General features: G+C 70.5%; 15 protein-coding genes and 1 pseudogene. 9 read left to right on the top strand and 7 right to left on the bottom strand.

What is annotated here, in order from left to right:
* From D7V80_RS33860 to D7V80_RS33850, 3 genes are all read left to right on the top strand, one after another.
* Positions 1 to 792, top strand: a 792-nt coding sequence (locus tag D7V80_RS33860; RefSeq protein WP_120592034.1) for an EI24 domain-containing protein, incomplete at its 5' end; no start/stop codon positions are given.
* A gap of 217 nt (positions 793 to 1,009) precedes the next feature.
* Complete coding sequence (locus tag D7V80_RS33855; RefSeq protein WP_120592033.1) at positions 1,010 to 4,255, top strand: MXAN_5808 family serine peptidase; 3,246 nt, start codon at positions 1,010 to 1,012, stop codon at positions 4,253 to 4,255.
* Positions 4,256 to 4,446: 191 nt separating this feature from the next.
* The gene (locus D7V80_RS33850; protein WP_120592032.1) at positions 4,447 to 5,355 is read left to right on the top strand and encodes a hypothetical protein; all 909 of its coding nucleotides are present in this window, start codon (positions 4,447 to 4,449) and stop codon (positions 5,353 to 5,355) included.
* On the opposite strand, the gene D7V80_RS33845 is transcribed toward D7V80_RS33850, so the two are convergent.
* A complete protein-coding gene (locus D7V80_RS33845; protein WP_120592031.1) occupies positions 5,356 to 6,072 on the bottom strand; it encodes a glycerophosphodiester phosphodiesterase family protein in 717 nt (238 codons plus the stop codon).
* Positions 6,073 to 6,191: 119 nt separating this feature from the next.
* On the opposite strand from D7V80_RS33845, the gene D7V80_RS33840 reads away from it, so the two are divergent.
* Entirely contained in the window at positions 6,192 to 6,416 is a 225-nt protein-coding gene (locus tag D7V80_RS33840; RefSeq protein ID WP_043322039.1) for a twin-arginine translocase TatA/TatE family subunit, read from the top strand.
* Here the strand turns inward: D7V80_RS33840 and D7V80_RS33835 are convergent.
* Complete coding sequence (locus D7V80_RS33835; RefSeq protein WP_120592030.1) at positions 6,413 to 7,204, bottom strand: hypothetical protein; 792 nt, start codon at positions 7,202 to 7,204, stop codon at positions 6,413 to 6,415. The genes D7V80_RS33840 and D7V80_RS33835 overlap by 4 nt on opposite strands.
* Positions 7,205 to 7,210: 6 nt before the next feature.
* Entirely contained in the window at positions 7,211 to 9,283 is a 2,073-nt protein-coding gene (locus D7V80_RS33830; RefSeq protein ID WP_120592029.1) for a zinc-ribbon domain-containing protein, read from the bottom strand.
* Between the two features lie 168 nt (positions 9,284 to 9,451).
* On the opposite strand from D7V80_RS33830, the gene D7V80_RS33825 reads away from it, so the two are divergent.
* Complete coding sequence (locus tag D7V80_RS33825; protein ID WP_120592028.1) at positions 9,452 to 10,138, top strand: polyhydroxyalkanoate synthesis regulator DNA-binding domain-containing protein; 687 nt, start codon at positions 9,452 to 9,454, stop codon at positions 10,136 to 10,138.
* 53 nt (positions 10,139 to 10,191) lie between these two features.
* Here the strand turns inward: D7V80_RS33825 and D7V80_RS33820 are convergent, their stop codons facing one another.
* Both D7V80_RS33820 and D7V80_RS33815 read right to left on the bottom strand, forming a co-directional pair.
* Entirely contained in the window at positions 10,192 to 10,998 is an 807-nt protein-coding gene (locus D7V80_RS33820) for a ParA family protein (RefSeq protein ID WP_120566281.1), read from the bottom strand.
* Between the two features lie 22 nt (positions 10,999 to 11,020).
* Positions 11,021 to 11,332 (bottom strand): hypothetical protein, encoded by a 312-nt coding sequence (locus tag D7V80_RS33815; RefSeq protein ID WP_014399114.1) that lies wholly within the window; start codon positions 11,330 to 11,332, stop codon positions 11,021 to 11,023.
* A gap of 196 nt (positions 11,333 to 11,528) precedes the next feature.
* On the opposite strand from D7V80_RS33815, the gene D7V80_RS33810 reads away from it, so the two are divergent.
* The 4 genes from D7V80_RS33810 (at position 11,529) to D7V80_RS33795 (ending at position 16,167) form a co-directional block, all read left to right on the top strand.
* On the top strand, positions 11,529 to 12,449 hold the full coding sequence (locus D7V80_RS33810; protein ID WP_120592027.1) for an ArsA family ATPase: 921 nt from the start codon (positions 11,529 to 11,531) through the stop codon (positions 12,447 to 12,449).
* Entirely contained in the window at positions 12,446 to 13,558 is a 1,113-nt protein-coding gene (locus tag D7V80_RS33805) for an ArsA-related P-loop ATPase (RefSeq protein WP_120592026.1), read from the top strand. The genes D7V80_RS33810 and D7V80_RS33805 overlap by 4 nt, the downstream gene beginning before the upstream one ends.
* Positions 13,559 to 13,770: 212 nt before the next feature.
* Positions 13,771 to 14,955, top strand: coding sequence for a tetratricopeptide repeat protein (locus D7V80_RS33800; protein ID WP_120592025.1), 1,185 nt, complete (start codon positions 13,771 to 13,773; stop codon positions 14,953 to 14,955).
* Between the two features lie 15 nt (positions 14,956 to 14,970).
* The gene (locus D7V80_RS33795) at positions 14,971 to 16,167 is read left to right on the top strand and encodes a M48 family metalloprotease (RefSeq protein WP_120592024.1); all 1,197 of its coding nucleotides are present in this window, start codon (positions 14,971 to 14,973) and stop codon (positions 16,165 to 16,167) included.
* Positions 16,168 to 16,310: 143 nt separating this feature from the next.
* On the opposite strand, the gene D7V80_RS33790 is transcribed toward D7V80_RS33795, so the two are convergent.
* On the bottom strand, positions 16,311 to 16,835 hold the full coding sequence (locus tag D7V80_RS33790; RefSeq protein ID WP_120592023.1) for a tetratricopeptide repeat protein: 525 nt from the start codon (positions 16,833 to 16,835) through the stop codon (positions 16,311 to 16,313).
* An 8-nt stretch (positions 16,836 to 16,843) separates the two neighbouring features.
* Positions 16,844 to 17,516, bottom strand: a pseudogene (locus tag D7V80_RS33785) (hypothetical protein); the annotation flags it as partial.

Genomic DNA, 17,516 nt, shown 5'->3' with positions numbered 1-17,516 from the left:
TCCCCCGTCCCCACCCTGTCCCCCCGGCCCCGTCTGTCGGATTTCCTCCAGGGCATGGGAGTGCTCGGCCGAGCCTTCAAGCTCATCTTCCGCTCGCGCCGCCTCTTCCTCCTCTCCAGCCTGTGCGCGGTCCTCACCGCCATCGCCCTGGTGGGCCTGGCCGTGCTGCTCTACCGCTACGCCCCCGGACTCCTGGAGTCCGTATGGGCCCGGCCCGAGTCCTGGTACGGACAGGCCGGCTGGTACACCGCGCTCGTGCTGGGCTCCCTGGTCGCCTGGGTGGTGGGCGCCAACGTGGTGCCGCCCCTGCTCCTCACGCCGTTGCAGGATCCGGTGTCGGAGGCCACCGAGGCCGAGTGTGCGGGAGCGGACGCCGTGCTCTCACCCGCCTCGTTCCTGAGGGGCATGACGACCGGGCTGTTGCACACGCTCGCCCGCATGGCGCTGCTCTTCCTGGGGCTGGCGGTGCTCCTGCCGCTGAACTTCGTGCCGGGCCTGGGCAGCGTGGCGTTCACCGTGCTGGCAAGCCTGTGGACCATGCTCTGGATGGCGGCGGAGCACCTGGCCGCGCCCATGACGCGCCACCTGTACCCCTTCGCCGAGGTGCGCCGCATGCTGCGCGAGCGCCGGGCCCTCAGCCTGGGCTTCGGCGCGGGCGTCTACCTGCTCCTGTGGGTGCCCATCCTCAACACCTTCTTCCTCCCGGTGGCCATCGTCGGGGGCACCCTGCTCTACCGGGCCCTGCGGGAGGCCGGGGACCTGCCCCCGCCCCCCGACGCCACCGCGAAATAAAGGGGGAGGCCGGGTGTCCGTACTTCCAGGCGGATGGGGAACGCATTGCCTGCGGCAGACGTTCTCGGTCGCTAGTGACAAGGCCACGCCTTGAAGCACCAGGAAGCCGTGATTAGGCTTGCCCGGCCGCTGCCAGGTCCCTTGGCTCACGTCGAACCGTTCGGATTCACAGGGCTTTTCACGCATCACCCGGGACGCCTCTCGCGCCCCAGCTGGGATGAACCGCATGCCGCGTATCTTCCGCCGCATCACCGCCGTCGCCGTTCTGTTGGGGGCCTGGGCATTCGCAGGCAGTGACCGCGCTCCCCTCCCGCTCACCGTGGGAGCGGCGGAGGCGGGGCAGGACTCCTGGGACGGCGCGCTGCCGTCCTCCGGCAAGGGCGAGAAGGCCCCTCACGACCTCAACAGCCTCCGCGTCCTCACGAAGGTCATCCTCTACGTGAAGGAGAACTACGTCGACCCCAAGCGGGTGAAGCCCAAGGAGATGATGATCGCCTCCCTGGAGTACGTGGAGAAGAGCGTTCCGGACGTGCTCGTGGACGGCAACCCGGAGACGGGCAAGCTCAACGTCAACGTCAACGGCAAGCAGAAGGAGTTCGACATCTCCCACGTGGACTCCCTGTGGAAGATGTCCTTCGCGCTGAAGGACGTGTTCGACTTCCTGTCCAAGAACATGCGTCCCATCGAGGAGACGCGGGACATCGAGTACGCGGCCGTCAACGGCATGCTCTCCACGCTGGATCCGCACTCGGTGCTGCTGCGCCCGGAGCTGTACCGGGAGATGAAGCTGTCCACCAAGGGCGAGTTCGGCGGCCTGGGCTTCGTCATCCAGATGAAGGAGGGCAACCTCACCGTGGTGAAGGTGCTGCCCAAGACGCCCGCGTCGCGCGCCGGCATCCAGAAGGACGACCGCATCAAGAAGATTGGTGAGGAGTCCACCGTCAACATGGACCTCAACGAGGCCGTGTCCAAGCTGCGCGGTCCGGTGGACAGCCGCATCACCATCACCGTGGAGCGCGACGGCTGGGACAAGCCGCGCAACATGACGGTGGCGCGCGCCATGATTTCGATTGAGTCCGTGCAGCACAAGCTGCTCGCGGGCGGCGTGGGCTACGTGCGCCTGAAGAACTTCCAGGGCAACACCACGCGCGACCTGGAGGCCGCGCTGACGGACATCCGCAAGCAGGCGGAGGCCAAGGGCGGCTTCAAGGGCCTGGTGCTCGACCTGCGCGGCAACCCGGGCGGTCTCTTGGAGCAGGCCATCCAGGTGTCGGACACGTTCCTGTCCAAGGGCACCCTCGTCGCGACGGTGGGCTTCAGCGACAAGCTGCGCGAGGAGAAGCGCGCGCGCCCCTCGGACGGCGAGGAGAACTACCCCATCGCTGTGCTGGTGAACGCGGGCAGCGCCTCCGCGTCTGAAATCGTCGCGGGCGCGCTCAAGAACCTGGACCGCGCGGTCATCATCGGGCGCCAGACGTTCGGCAAGGGCAGCGTGCAGGTGCTCTACGACTTCCCGGACGACAGCGCGCTCAAGCTGACCATCGCCAAGTACCTCACCCCGGGTGACGTCTCCATCCAGGAAGTGGGCATCGTGCCGGACATCCAGCTGGTGCCGACGCGCGTCACCGCGGACCGGGTGGACGTGTTCGCGCCCCGCAAGTCCATGGGCGAGGCGGACCTGGATCAGCACTTCGGCAACCCGGAGTCCTCCACCGTCGCCAAGAAGCGCGAAGAGGTGCTGGACCGTGAGAAGCCGGGCACCAGCCTCAAGTACCTGAAGGTGGACGAGAAGGCCGCCCAGGCCTCCGCCAAGAAGGAAGAGCCCAAGGAGAAGGTCGCCGCCAAGGCGGGCACCAAGGACAAGAAGGAGCACGGCCAGAATGATCCGCTCCTGGACGTGGACGTGGCCGGCCAGGGCGAGGACCTGGACGACCAGCTGGACGCGGAGTCCCAGGAGGAGATCAAGGAGGACTTCGAGGTCCAGTTCGCCCGCGACTTCGTCCTGAAGGTGCCGGCGCTGAAGCGCTCCGAGCAGCTCGCCAAGGGCAAGCAGTTCGTGGAGCAGAAGCGCAACGAGGAGGAGCAGCGCATCAACAACGCCATCGCCGCGCTCGGCCTGGACTGGAGCCCCGGTCCCACGCCCAAGAACGTGCAGCTGGACGCCAGCTTCTCCCCCGGCGCCGACACCAAAATCGTGGCCGGCGAACAGCTGGACATGGTCATCAACGTGGAGAACAAGGGCACGGAGCCGCTCAAGCGCGTGCGTGGCTGGACGGAGAGCGACAACGCGTTCCTCGACCGCCGCGAGTTCCTCTTCGGCGCCATCGCCCCGGGTGAGAAGAAGTCCTGGAAGGTGCAGGTGCGCCTGCCCAAGGACCTCACCAGCCGCCGCGACGACGTGAAGGTGAAGCTGTTCGACGACAACGGCGCCCTGCGCGACACCCTGGTGTCGGAGCTGTCCTTCGTGGAGCTGCCCCGCCCCACGTTCGCCTTCAACTGGCAGGTGGTGGATGACTGCGCCGAGTGCAACGGCGACGGCGCCGTGCAGCGCGGCGAGGACGTCACGGTGGTGATGGACGTCACCAACACGGGCGCGGGCCCGGCGCTGGACTCGTTCGCGCAGATCAAGAACGGCGGCGACGCGAACATCTTCATCGAGAAGGGCCGCTTCAAACTGGGGGAGATCAAGCCCGGTGAGACGAAGACGGCGCGCTTCCAGGTGTCCCTGAAGAAGGCCTACAAGGGCGACACCTTCCCGCTGAAGCTGGCCATCCTCGACGAGCCCCTGGAGGAGTTCGTCCTGGAGAAGCTCCAGCTGCCCGTGAAGGACGGCCCCGTGGCCCCGCTGGAGGCGAAGAAGGGCCTGGTGAAGCTCAACGACAAGGCGGAGCTGTTCGCCTCGCCCACCGCGGACGCGCGTCCGGTGGCGAAGCTGCCGCAGGGCGCCACGCTGGCCCTGGAGGCCACCACCAAGGGCTACTACAAGGTCGCGCTGGAGAAGGACCGCTTCGCCTTCGTGCGCACGCAGGACGCAAAGGAAGTGAAGACCGGCAAGGCCCAGGCGCCCAAGACGGTGGCGTACACGACGACGCACCAGCCGCCGGACATCAAGCTGGACGTGGATCCGTCCCACGGCGGCGTGGTGGTGAACGGCGACAAGTTCACCCTTTCCGGCATGGTGAAGGACCCCAACGGCCTCCTGGACGTCTACGTGCTGGTCAACGACCAGAAGGTCTACTTCAAGGCCGTGGACCCCAAGGGCGGCGAGCCCAACACGCTGAAGTTCACCTCCGACTTCACGCTCAAGGAGGGCAACAACAACGTGCTGGTGGTGGCCCGTGAGAGCACCGAGTTCGCCAGCCGCCGCACCCTGGTCATCCGCCGCCGCCCGGCGGAGGTGGCCCAGAAGGTGGCGACGCCCGCCGCCACGGCCACCACGCCGGTGAAGCCGCGCCAGCAGTAGTCCTCCGGAGCCATCCCCGGAGCGCCTGACCCTCGGGCGGCTCGCTTCCAGCGGACGTCCCCCTTCAAACGGGGGCGTTTCCCTGGAGGAGGGCCGCCCGTTTTGTTGACGCTTCATTGAGGGCCGATTTAGGGTCCGCCGGAGGTGGGCGCCCGCTTGGCCGGCATGCGTCCCGGAGGCGTGATTCCCCCATGCGGACGTTCAGTCGGTGGCTGGTGCTTGCGACGGCGCTGTCAGGGGCCGCGGCCCATGCGGACGACAACGACCTGGTCATTTCCCGCTTCGGCGTCGAGCGCCGGGGCTCCTCTTCCGTCATCACCAACACCGAGTTCGCCGAAGCCAGCGCGGACTTCCGTGCCTTCGCGCGCACGTTCGGCGCGGTGATGACGTCCGCGAACCTGATGCCCCCGCGCACCACGGGCCACTCGGGCTTCGCGTTCAACGCGGAGCTGTCCGTCGTGTCGCTCCCGGAGGACGTGCAGCTGCCCACGGAAGCCGAGCAGCCGGGCTCCGTGCTGGTGCCGTCCCTCCACGTGCGCAAGGGCCTGCCCTTCTCGCTGGAGCTGGGCGGGCGCGTGGGCTGGATTGAAAAGAGCAGCATGGTGACGGCCACGGGCGAGCTGAAGTGGGCCGTCAACGAGGGCTTCACGTACCTGCCGGACGTGGGCGTGCGCCTGCACGTGACGAAGCTCTTCGGCGCGCAGGACCTGGACCTGACCACCACGGGCCTGGACATCGGCGTGGGCAAGCAGTTCCCGCTGGGCGGCATGGTGACGGTGACGCCCTACGGCGGCCTGGACCTGAACTTCGTCAGCGCCACCACGCGCACGCTGGACTTCGAACCGAGCCGCACCCAGGCGGACTCGGCGGGCAACGACTCGCGCGACGCGCTGACCAACACCGCGCCGTACTCGCGGGTGAACGCGGGTGACAACCTCACCCCGCGCTTCTACGCGGGCGCGCGCTTCATTGGCGGCGTGCTGCAGCTGGGCGCGGAGATTTCGCTCACCAACCTGGGCAGCTTCGACCAGGAGGGCGCCGGCAGCCGCGACCTGCCCTCCGTCTTCGCCTTCAACACCACGCTGGGCCTGGACTTCTAGTCAGCGCAGGGCTTCCCGCACGCGACCCGGGCGGTTGGTGATGAGGTAGGACACCCCCAGGTCCCGCAGCTCGCGGGCGCGCCGGGGGTCGTCCACCGTCCACGCCGCCACGCGCAGGCCGGCGTCGTTCCATGCCGTCACGCGCTCCGGCGTGCACGCCTCGTGGAAGGGGTGCACCGAGTGCGAGGACACCAGCGGGCTCAGCGCGTACGCCTGCAGGGCCCAGGGCTTGTCCGGGTCGATGAGGAAGCCCCGGCGCAGCGTGGGCGCCACCTCCGCCAGCCGGAAGAGGCACAGCGGGTTGAAGCTGGACACCACCACGCGGCCTGACAGGTCGCGCTCGCGCAACAGCCGCGCCACGCCCGCCGCCAAGCCGCCGTCGTCGAAGCGGTCGCACTTCAGCTCGATGTTGACCAGGAAGTGCTCCGGCAGCGCGTCCAGCACCTCCTCCAGCAGCGGGATGCGCGCGGGGGCGAAGCCCAGGGGCGTGCCCACGTCCGCGCGGGAGAGCTTCCACCAGGGCGTGGTGCGCACCTCCCAGGGCTGATGGGCCAGGCGGTCCAGGCGCTCGTCGTGACACACCACCACCTCGCCGGAGCCGCACACCATGGCATCCAGCTCCACGCCGTCAGCGCCCTGGCGCACGGCCTCCGCGAAGGCCTCCAGGGTGTTCTCGGGAGCGTCGGCGCTGGCACCACGGTGAGCGAGCAGGAGCATGGGGGCGCAGTGTGCGCTGGAACGCCCTCCGTGCGCAGCGCCGACGTGGCGGGCGCGTCCAGGGGCGGACGCGGTGGCGCGACTTGCCTCGCGGGTGGGTTTATTGCAGTGTCCGACGCATGTTGGGCACCGGAGAGTTCCTCGTCCTCGGCTTCATCCTGCTGGTGGTCTTCTCGGCCGCCCGGATGGGGCAGTTGGGCAACGCGGTGGGCAAGTTCGTCTACTCGTTCCGCAAGGCGTCTCGCGGCGAGGACCTGGTGGACGTGAAGCACCTGCCCCACTCGCGCCGGGGCACCACCGACGCGGACTACACCGAAGGGTCCTCCAAGGACCGCCGCTCCTAGAACTCCTCGCCCGTCGGGAGCACCAGCGGACCGGGCGGGCTGCCTGGCGCTGGCGCGAGCAGCAGGCGCGCGGCCTGCTGCCTCAGGGCGGGCAGGAGCCCCGCGTCCTCCACCAGCTCGCGCAGGTCCGCGGTGGAGAGCAGCGGCACCAGCTTCGCGCCCACCTCCGGCGGCAGGTACGGGTTGAAGGCCAGCGCGCGGCGCACCTTGTGGCGCACGGACCAGCGCGGCGACTTCCAGATTTCGACGAGCGGCTCCGGACGCGCGGGCCTGCGCGCCGCGATGCGCACCACCAGGTCCTCGGTGAGGCGCGGGTTGATCAGCACGTTGCGCAGCACGGCCGGGTTGCTCACGGTGGCCAGGCGCGACAGCACGTCCGGGTCGCGCGTGAGGCGGGCCTGCTGCTTCAGATGGCCCAGCGACTGGCTGGCGGCCTGCGCGTCCGCGCGGGCGGCGGCGTCCGCGTCCAGCTCCTTGCGCGCGGGGCCCTGGGCGAAGAGGTCCGCCACGGCCTCCAGCGACTGCACGTGGGCCATGCGCCGGAGCGCCTCCACGTGGGGGATGTGCTCGGCCTCCTGGTCCAGCGCGGCCAGGAAGTCCGACAGCACGCAGGTGGCGGGGGCCTGCCCGGCGCGGGACAGCGACAGCAGGTGACCGATGAGCTCGTTCGTGTCGAACGGCTCACGCCGGGCCAGCTCGCGCGCGGCGGCCTTGCGGCGCACGGTGGCGCCTCCGCCCAGGGCGTGCAGGTTGCGCGCGAGCACGCGGGCCTCTTCCAACGTGGACATGACGCTTCAGCCTCCCGTGCGGTCCGCGGTGGGTTCGGAGGGGATGGGCTCCAGCGTCACCTCCAGCCGGTGGCCGGTGAGGTCCGCGGGGAACTCCTGGAACAGCACCAGGAAGGGCACCTTGCCGCCCGGAGGCACCGGGAGGGACGCCGCGTCCATGCGCTGGCGGAGCGCGGTGGCGGCCTCGCGCGTGGTGACGGCGTGGAGCTCCTCCGGCGTGGCCAGCGCGCCCGCGAGTCCCTCCGTGGAGCGCACCCGCTGGTCGCCGTCGAAGAGGGCGGCGCGCACGCGCACGGCCGCGGCGGCGCCGGTGCGGTTCTCCGCCTCTCCGCGCACGACGAAGAGCATGCGGCCATCGCGCGTCTCATAGAGGCCGTTGGACACGTCGCTCGCGATGAACGGGCGGGACGCGGGCATCACCAGCGTGCGCAGGCGGTCCGGGGACAGGGTGGAGGGGTCCACCTTGCCGTCGCGCAGGTACATGGCGCCCAGCGCGCCCAGGGCCACCACCAGCGCGGTCGCGATGGCGAGGTTGAGGACCACCCCCGTCAGCTTCCGCGCGCGGCCGGGCATCCGCCGCTGGGGCATGCCCACGTCCTCGATGCGGGCGGAGGGCTTGGCCACGGTGACGGCCGGCCCAGAGCGCATGCTGGCCAGGTCCACCACCTCGCGGCGGGGCGTGGTGATCTTGAACGGGTCGCCGTCGTCGTACGCCGGCACGTCGCTCAGCAGCGAGATGCCGCCGGGCTCCTCCGCGCCCGCTTCGGCGGGCACGTCGCCCAGCAGCGCGGCGCGGCCGGTGTCGGAGGCGACCATCCCCTCCTCACCGGAAGCCCCCGCGCCGGAGAAGTCGAACAGGTCGCCCATCGGCTCCGGACCGACGTGGGTGTCCTCGGGCGCGGCGGACAGGTCCGGGGGCGGAGCCGCCATGTCGATGGACGCGAACGGGTCCTCGCTCTCGAAGCCCGGCGAGGGCACCGACGGCCCCACCGCCGCGGCACCGCTCGGCGAGGGCGCCGCGGCGACGTTCGCGGCATGGCGAAGGGACGCCGCGTCCGGGGCCACCGGAGCGTCGATGGGGAAGTCGAAGAGCGGATCCGGCGCGACGTCCGTCGAACCGGAGGCGGCCAGCCCCGGGGAGGCAACTGGCGCGGCCCCGGGACGTGACGCCCCGGCAGGGACCGAAGCCAGGGGCACGCGCGCGACGGGGGCTCCCGCAGGAGGCATGGTGGCACGCGAGGGTGCAGCGCCCGACGGTGCCCCGGCCAGGGCGGCACCAGCCCCCGGAGGCATGGCGGCACGCCCCGGTGGCGCAGGAGCCACCGCCCCAGGAGGAACCGGGCCCCTGGGCGCCGCGGCCCCCAGAGGCGCGGACTCCGCGGCGAACGCACCCGGGCCGCTCGGAGCCACGGCCACCGGACGGGCCGCACCCGCGTTCCCCACCGCGAACGCCCCGGGAGGAGCAGCCCGGGCCGCGGGAGGCGCGAAGGCCCCCGGAGGCACCGGACGGGGAGCCGCTACCGGAGGAGCCGCCACGGCCGGCCGGGGAGCGGCCACCGGAGCGCTCGGCGCCGGCCCGTCCAGCATGAAGTCCGCGAACGGGTCATCCAGGTCCGGCAGGGCCGGGTTCGGAGGCGGAGGCGGCGGGGCTGCCTGACGCCGGGACGCGACGCCCGGAGACGGCGTGGGCGGGTCGAACGGCATCATCGCCCCGGCAGCGCCCGGCGCGACAGGGGCCCGGACGGGGGCCGCTTGCGGGGCATCCACGTCGATGTCCACATCCACGTCACCCCAGGACTGGACCTGGGACTTCACCGCGGGGGCGCCGGGCGCGTAGTACGCGGCCCCCGGCCGGGTGACCTCCCCGGTGGGCTCCGGGGCGTCTCCGAACGCCTGGAACGGGTCCGCCTGCCCTGCCGGAGGGCCAGGGGGCGGGGGGGCGCTCAGGGCCGGCGCGGGCTCACGCGCCACCCGAAAGGTGTTCTGACATTTGGTGCAGCGGACCTTGACCCCTTTTTCCGTCACCTTCTCGTCGGGGATCTTGAACCGCGTCTGGCACTGTTCGCACTGGACGATCATGGGGTCGGGTCGGGGGGACTTGGAGCATAGGCCCACCCGTCAACCACGGCGAGTCGGGCCCGGGTAACTTGCTCGCTTCCAACCCCTTTGATACGAGGTTCGCCCCTTTGGAAATCAAGAAGTAAACCAGTAAATGCCAAGGCGCAGCCGGGGTCGGAGACGACAGACATGAGCGAGGCCGAGCAAGCAAACGCTCCCAGCAACACCAAGGAGCCGAAGATCATCAAGCGCTACACGAACCGGAAGCTCTACGACACCGTGGAGAGCCGGTACGTCACGCTCGATGAGATCGCCGCGATGATCAAGGAGGGCACCGAGGTGCGGATTGTCGACAACCGCACGAAGGAAGACCTGACCTCCGTCACCCTCGCGCAGATCATCTTCGAGGAGGAGAAGAAGAAGAACCAGATGCCGCTGTCGGTGCTGCGGGAGATCATCCGCCACCCCGGCGAGTCCATCTCCGGGTTCATCCAGAAGGAGGTCTCGCCGCGCGTGGCCTCCATCCGCGAGGAGGCCGAGCAGCGGCTGGACAAGCTGCTGCGCCGCGAGGACGGCAGCCCGCAGGAGGCCCCCTCCGAGGAGGCCCCCGCCGCCGCCGCCGCACCCGCGCCGCAGTCCGCCGAAGGCAACGCCGCGAACCTCAACCCGGCGGAGCTGCTCAAGGCCAGCCAGCGCGCTTTCGAGGACTTCCAGCGCCGCATCGACGAGCGCGTGAAGCAGGTCGTGGAGAACCTCACCGGCAACCTCCCCGCCCTGGGCCGCGACATGCAGGCGCTCTCGCAGCGGCTGGAGGAGCTGGAGAAGAAGCTCGACGCCGTGGAGAAGGGCGACAAGAAGGACCCGAGCGCGTCCTGAAGCACCCGTGCCTGAACGCCGTGGCGCCCGTGAGGAAGCGGGCGTAAGGCGCTTCAGGCCACCTTCGGCCGGGTCCGCTTCCGCTTCGCCGGAGGGGCCCCGCCGTCAATCTCCGCCGCGATGGCCGCGAGCATCCGCGCCCCCGGGCTCTGGGGTGCGTACTCCCAGATGGTCTTCCCGTGGCTCTGCGCCTCGTCCACCTTGACGCTGTAGCCCAGCGGCGTGGCGGCGAGCGCGTCCGGGAAGTACGCCCGCAGGCGCTCCAGGATGGCCGTGGCCAGCGCCGTCTTGCGGTACAGCGTGGGCACCACCCGGGTGACGCGCAGATCCGAGCGCCCTTCCGCCTCGCCCACCTGGCGCACCGTCTCCGCCAGCTCCGCGCACCCGTCCAGCGCCAGGTACGTCAGCGCCACCGGCACCACCACTTCCGTGGCCGCCACCAGGATGTTGCGCGTGGTGAGCCCCATGGACGGAGGCGCGTCGAACAGCACCATGTCGTAGCCTGCGGCTTCCGCCTCCCGCATGCGGTCCGCCAGCCGGTGCGCGCGCCGGGGGTCCTGCGCCACCACCACCGGGAAGTCCGCCATCTCCTTGTACGCGGGCACCACGTCCAGCCCGCTCACGCCCGTGGGGCGCACCACGGAAGCGAGGGACACCTCCGCGTCGGTGAGCAGATGGAAGACGTTGCGCGGCAGCGTGCGCACGTCCAGCCCCAGTGACTTGCCCGCGTGGCCCTGCGTGTCCAGGTCCACCAGCAGCACGCGGCGGCGCTGCTCCAGCGCGAGCCACGCGGCGGTGTTCACCGCGAGCGTCGTCTTGCAGGTGCCGCCCTTCTCGTTGATGAACGCAATGCGCCGCATGGCCGTGAGGGCTTGCCGCGCCCTACCCCTTCTTCTTCGAGGAAGCGTTCGACACCAGCGTGTCCACCTTGCCCTCGACGGACGCGAGCAGCCGCTCCAGGTCGTCCACCTTCGAGCGCAGCTGCTCCAGGTCCCCCGTGGACGGCAGGTTCATGGCGGACAGCGCCGTGCGCAGCGCGGTGTCCAGCGTCCCCTTCGCCGCGAGCGAGCGGGACACCAGCGTCTGCACCGCCGCCACGAACTTCTCGTTGGAGAGCAGCTGCTGCGCGAGCTTGCCCACGCGCTCCTCGCCCGTCTCCACGAGCTTCTTCATCACCGGGTTGTTCTTGAGCATGGTCTTGGAACCGTTCAGGTCCGGCCCACCGCGGACACGGCATCTCGGCCGTCGGGACAGGCGGGACGTCAGGAAGAGGACGCCGCACTCTGGGAGGGGCCAACGCGACGTGTCAAGCAGGGCAACATTGGGGATTTCCGCTCGTGGACTCTCGTTGACTCTCCGGGAGCCCATCCCTACGGTTCGCGCGCCCTCTATGGCCGGACTGCTCGACAAACGCCTGTGGATCGTCTCTGGCAAGGGGGGCGTGGGGAAGACGACCATCGCCGCCGCCCTGGCCCTCGCCTCCGTGCGCGCTGGCCGGCGCACCCTGGTGTGTGAAGTGAACACCCAGGAGCGCGTCAGCCGCATCCTGGAGCTGCCCGAAGCGGGCCCGGAGGTGAAGCTGCTGGAAGAGAACCTCTGGGCGGTGGACGTGCGCCCCCAGGAGGCCATGCGCGAGTACGGCCTGATGGTCCTGCGCTTCGAGACCCTCTACAAGACGGTCTTCGAGAACCGGCTGGTGCGCTACTTCCTGCGCTTCATCCCGTCGCTCCAGGAGCTGGTGCTGCTGGGGAAGATCCTCTTCCACCTCCAGGAGAAGCTGCCGGACGGCCGCTGGAAGTACGACACGCTGGTGCTGGACGCGCCCGCCACCGGCCACGCCATCTCCTTCCTGAGCGTGCCGCAGGTGCTCCTGCAGACGGTGCCGCCGGGGCCCATGACGCGCGAGGCGCTGAAGATGCGCGACCTCCTGGTGGACCCCTCCGTCACCGCCGCGGTGCTGGTGGCGCTGCCGGAGGAGATGCCGGTGAACGAGGCGCTGGAGCTGCACGGCGCGCTGCGAGACAGGGTGCACATCCGCACGCACGCGGCGGTGCTCAACCAGGCCTTCCCCCAGCGCTTCACGGAGGCGGACCTGGAGGCGCTCGCGGGCCACCCGGAGCTCATGCGCGTGGCCCAGGCGCACCATGACCGCGCGTCGCAGGCGGTGCTCGCGGGCACGAAGCTGGAGCGCAACCTCCACGCGCCGGTGTACACGGTGCCCAGGTTGTTCGTGCCGCGCTTCGGACGGGACGCGGTGGAGACGGTGATGGGGCACCTGAACGCGATGGTGACGGGAGGCACGGGAGCATGACAGCGCTGCAAGCGGCGCTCGCGAACAAGCGCGTGCTCATCTGCGTGGGCTCCGGCGGCGTGGGCAAGACGACGGTGGCGGCGACGCTCGCGCTGCGCGCGGCGGTGGATGGCCGGCCCAGCATCGTGTGCACCATCGACCCGGCGAAGCGCCTGGCCAACTCCCTGGGCCTGTCCGGCCTGGGCAACACGGAGGCGGAGGTCTCCGCGTCCGTGCTGGAGCCCCTGGGCGTGAAGCCCAAGGCGGCCCTGCACGCGATGATGCTGGACATGAAGGCCACCTGGGACGACCTCATCACCCGCGTGGCCCCGCCGGAGCAGCGCGAGCGCATCTTCGCCAACCGCTTCTACCAGTCCCTCTCCACGGCCCTGGCGGGCAGCCAGGAATACATCGCCATGGAGAAGGTCTGGGACCTGCGCCGCCGCAAGGACTATGAGCTGGTGGTGCTGGACACGCCGCCCACCGCGCACGCGCTGGACTTCCTGGACGCGCCCAACCGGGTGCTGGACTTCCTGGACAACGAAGCGGCCAAGTGGCTGCTCACGCCCGCGCTGAAGGCGGGCAAGGTGGGCCTGTCCCTCTTCAACCTGGGCGGCAGCTACGTGACGCGCGCGCTGTCGCGCTTCACCGGCACGGAGATGCTCCAGGAGCTGTCCTCCTTCATGCTGACGCTCTCCTCCATGAACGAGGGCTTCCGCGAGCGCGCCCGCGGCGTGCGCGAGCTCTTGGAGGACAAGACGACGGGCTTCGTGCTGGTGACGAGCCCCAACCCGGAGCGGCTGGACGAGGCCATCCACTTCCACAAGCTGCTCCAGCAGAACCGCATGGAGATGACGGCCATCGTGGTGAACCGCGTGCACCCGCTGCCCACCCAGGAGCAGTGGGCGGACGCGGCCACGCTGACGCCCACCCGGCGCGCGAAGGTGGAGGAGACGCTGCGCGAGCTCCAGGTGCTGGCGCAGCAGGACCTGGAGGGCATGGCGCAGCTGCGCGAGGCCTGTCCGGGCACGCCCCTCATCCAGGTGCCGCGCTTCGGGCTGGACGTGCACGACCTCACCGCGCTGTGGGGCACCGGCCGCTACCTCCTGGGCGACGACGTCCTCGCCTGAGCGCCCTCCCCCACTCCGCGTGACGCGCCGGAAGGCTTGGAGCCGCCGGGCATTTCCGGCGCGAAGGGGCGTTCACGCCGGGCGACAGGGCACCCGGGGCCTTCCCGCATTAGACTGGCGGGCTCCGGAAGCACCGCGGAAGAGCGCTTCGGGAACCTGGCGGGTCTCCGGGGTGTCGATGTCCGGGGCCGCACCGGATGGGAGTGAGCTGCATGCACGGCAGGAAGCGGATGGAGGCAACCGGAGTCGCCCGGCGGTGGCTGTGGGTGGGCGTGTTGGGCCTGGGCCTGACGCTCACGGGCTGCCGCACCACGGGCGGGGCGGCGAAGCCGGACGCCACGGCCAACAAGCAGGTCGTGGAGTTCGACCCCGTCACGGTGACGGCGGACCTGGAGCTGGACAAGCTCAACGACGAGGAGCTCTTCGCGGGCGGCACCTCCGCCTTCGCCGCCAACGACTTCAAGCAGGCGGCGCGCTACTTCGGCCGGCTCGCGGACTTCCACCCCAACAGCCCGCACCGCCGGCAGGCCCTCTACAACGCGGGCCTCGCACACCAGCGCCTCAAGGAGTGGGACGACGCCTACGGGCGCTTCTCCGAGCTGGCGGAGCCGCAGAAGGGCCAGGGCGACGCGCTGGACGCGTCCTTCCGCGTGGCGGAGACGCTCTACCACCTGGAGCGCTACGAGGAGGCGGTGAAGCTCCTGACGACGCTGGCCGCGCGCGCGGACCTGCCCGCGGGCCGCCGCATCGAGGCCCAGGTGCAGCAGGGCATCTGCCAGGTGGAGGCCGGCCGCACCGACGACGCGGAAGGGACGCTGCGCAAGGCGCTGGCCGCGTATGACGCCCTGCCGGACAAGGCGGAGGTGGAGGACTACTTCCCCGCGCAGGCGCACTTCTTCGTGGGGGAGATCTACCGGCTTCACTACGAAGCCGTGAAGCTGGAGGCCAGCCGGGGCAGCGACGGGCTGGCGCAGGACCTCAACTACAAGGCGGAGCTGCTGCTGTCCGCGCAGGGCCACTACCTGCGCGCCATCCGCGTGGGCAACGGCTACTGGGCCACCGCCGCAGGCGCGCAGATTGGCGCCCTGTACGAAAACCTCCACGAGCACATGGTGAACTCGCCCACGCCCCCGGAGCTCAACGCCGAGGAGGCGGAGGTCTACCGCCAGGAGCTGCGCAAGAAGATCCGCGTGCTGCTCACCAAGTCCATCAACATCTACGAACGCACGCTGGAGGCCGCCGAGCGCATCGGTTCGCAGAACGCCTTCGTGGACCGCACCCGCCTGAGCCTGGAGAAGGTGAAGTCGCTCCTGCTCGCGGACGCGGACGCGGACACGGAGTCGGAAGGGGTCTCCGTGCCCATGCCCGCCTCCAACGCGGGCGCGAAGCACCGCTAGCGCCCGCCGCCGGCCATGGAACCGCTCTTCACCCCGGAGCAGCTCGCCGACATCCACGCCTACCACCAGCCCTATTACATCCGGGCGGCGGTGGACCCGCTGGTGCGGCTGGCCCTGTCGGCGCTCATCCTGGCCGTGCTCGTGCGGCCCGTGTACCGGGGAGCGACGGCCGCCGCGGCAGTGATGGAGCGCAGGTTTGGCGGAAGGCTGCGCAAGGCCCCGGTGAGCCGCGCCTTCTTCAGCGCCATGGACCGGCTGTGGGGCGAGCCCGGCTGGGGGGCCGCGCTCCTCTTCGCGCTCTTCATCGACCTGGCTACCCAGCTGCTCTACGCCCCCGCGACCGTGTACTTCTTCTACGTGCTGGAGCACCGGCACGGCCTGTCCAACGACACGCCCGCGACCTTCGCGTGGATGTGGTTCAAGGGCACCCTCGTGGGCGCCATCGCCCTGACGGCGCTCGTGGTCGGCCTGTATGGCCTGGCCCGCCGCGTGCGCCGGTGGTGGCTGGTGCTGGGCGTGCCCGTGGCCCTGCTGATGCTGGTGGCCTCCGCCCTGGACCCGTACCGCGCCCGCCTCTACTACGACCAGACGCCCTTGCAGGAAGGGCCGCTGCGCTCGCGCATCACAGAGCTCATGCGCAAGGCGGACATCACCTTCTCCGACGTGGTGGTGGAGAAGACGTCCGTGCAGTCCAAGCGCATCCAGGCGTACTTCGCCGGCCAGGGCCCCACGCGCACCATCGTCCTCAACGACGTCATCCTGAGTGAGCTCGCGGAGGACGAGATCCTGGCCGCGGTGGCGCATGAGGCCGGCCACGTGAACGAGCCCCGCTGGCCCGGCCGCATCGCCTCCTCGCTCGCGGTGCTGGCCCTGCTCTTCCTCATCGACCAACTGCTGCGCCTGTCCGCCCGCCGGGGCTGGTGGGGCGTCCAGCGCTCGGGCGACATCCGCACCCTGCCGCTCGTCTCGCTGGTGGTGTTCCTCCTCATCACGCTCGCGGCCCCCGTGTCCGGGGCGCTCTCCCGCGAGCGCGAGCGAGAGGCGGACCGCTACGGCCTGAACCTCACCGGCGACCCTGGCGCCTTCCGCCGCATGCTGGTGAAGGCCGCCCGGGTGAACAAGATGGACCCCGAGCCTCCCCGCTGGGTCGTGCTCAAGGGCATGAGCCATCCCCCCATCGGGGAACGGCTCACCGCGCTCGACACGCCCTGAACATGTTTCAAGAAGCCGCCGGTGGATGGGCCTCCACGCCATTCCCCCTCGCCATCCAGGCCCACCCTCCGGCGACCGCCTCCGGACTGCTCCCCAACCGTCCGGCGGCACAGCCGTCTTGAAACGTCTCTCCCTTCAACCCCTCACGTCGGCGGAGCGCCCTCCTTCAGCTTCTCCACCGCCACCAGGGTGATGGCCTTCACCAGGGCCTTCGCGCGGCGTCCCGCGGACGTCTCGCCATGCGGATCCACCTCCACCGCGTTGGCGATGTCCGTGAAGCCCTGCCGCTCGCCCCGGCGCAGGTGCAGCTCGCCCCGGCCCGTCAGCGCCACGGGGTTGCGCGGGTCTCCGGTCAGCGCGTGCGTGTACTCGGTGAGCGCGTCCTCCACCCTGCCGAGCTTCTGGTACACCGTGCCCAGCGCCGCGTGCGCCGCGGAGTCCTTCGGGTTCCCCTCCACGAGCCCCTCGAAGAGGATGCGCGCCTCCTCCAGCCGGCCCGCCGCCGCCAGGTCGCAGCCCACCTGCGCGATGGCCTTCGCCTCCTCGAAGGTCATCCCCTCCACCTCCGCCCAGGTGGTCTCCCCCCGCGCGAACGCCTTCAGCCTGCGCGCCGTTCCGGTCTCCATCGTCAGTCCCTCGCCGCCTTCGTGCTTGATGATGCGTCCCATGGCGGCCCTCACGCGCTGCGCAGGTTGGAGATGGCCGTCTTCGCCATCTCGTTGAACTTCGACGACATGTTGCTCATCAGGTCGAACATGGCCTTGCGCTTCTCCATCAGCGTCTGAAGCCGCAGCTCCAGCTCCTTCATGCTCGTGTCCAGCTTCGCGCCGCGCGCCTTGTCCGAGTCGCTGTTGCCCAACGTGGCGCGCTCCTCGCGGGCGCTGGCCATCTCGTTCATCACGTCCAGCAGCTCTTCGTCGGTGTCCTCGGTGATGCCCATGAGCAGGGCCTGCACCTTCTGCTCGATGCTCAGGTTCGGGTTGTCCACGATGTCGCGCGCCCGCGAGCCGCCCGTGCTCCGGCCGCCGCCGCTCGACGGCTTCGGCACCGAGTCCAGCGCCGCGTCCAGGTCCTGCCAGCTGGTGATGCCGTCCCGGCCGCCGCCCGCCGCCATCTCCAGGCGGTGCCAGTACTCCGGGTGGTCCGTGAAGAACTGCGCGGCGCGCTTGAGCGTGGAGGACGCCGCCGGGCTGTCCAGCACCGCCTCCAGGTCCGCCATCGTCAGCTTGCCGTCCTTCGTCCCCTTCGCCGTGTCGAAGGTGTCCCAGTTCTCGTCCAGCACCTGGAGCGCCTCGGCGTACTCCTTGAGGTCCGGATCCACCGCCCCCGAGCCCCCGCTGCCCCCCGGC

It is taken from the genome of Corallococcus sp. CA054B (genome assembly GCF_003611625.1).
Lineage (GTDB): Bacteria > Myxococcota > Myxococcia > Myxococcales > Myxococcaceae > Corallococcus > Corallococcus coralloides.
Note: the sequence above shows the minus strand (reverse complement) of the source record. Positions and strands in the feature narration are given on the sequence as shown.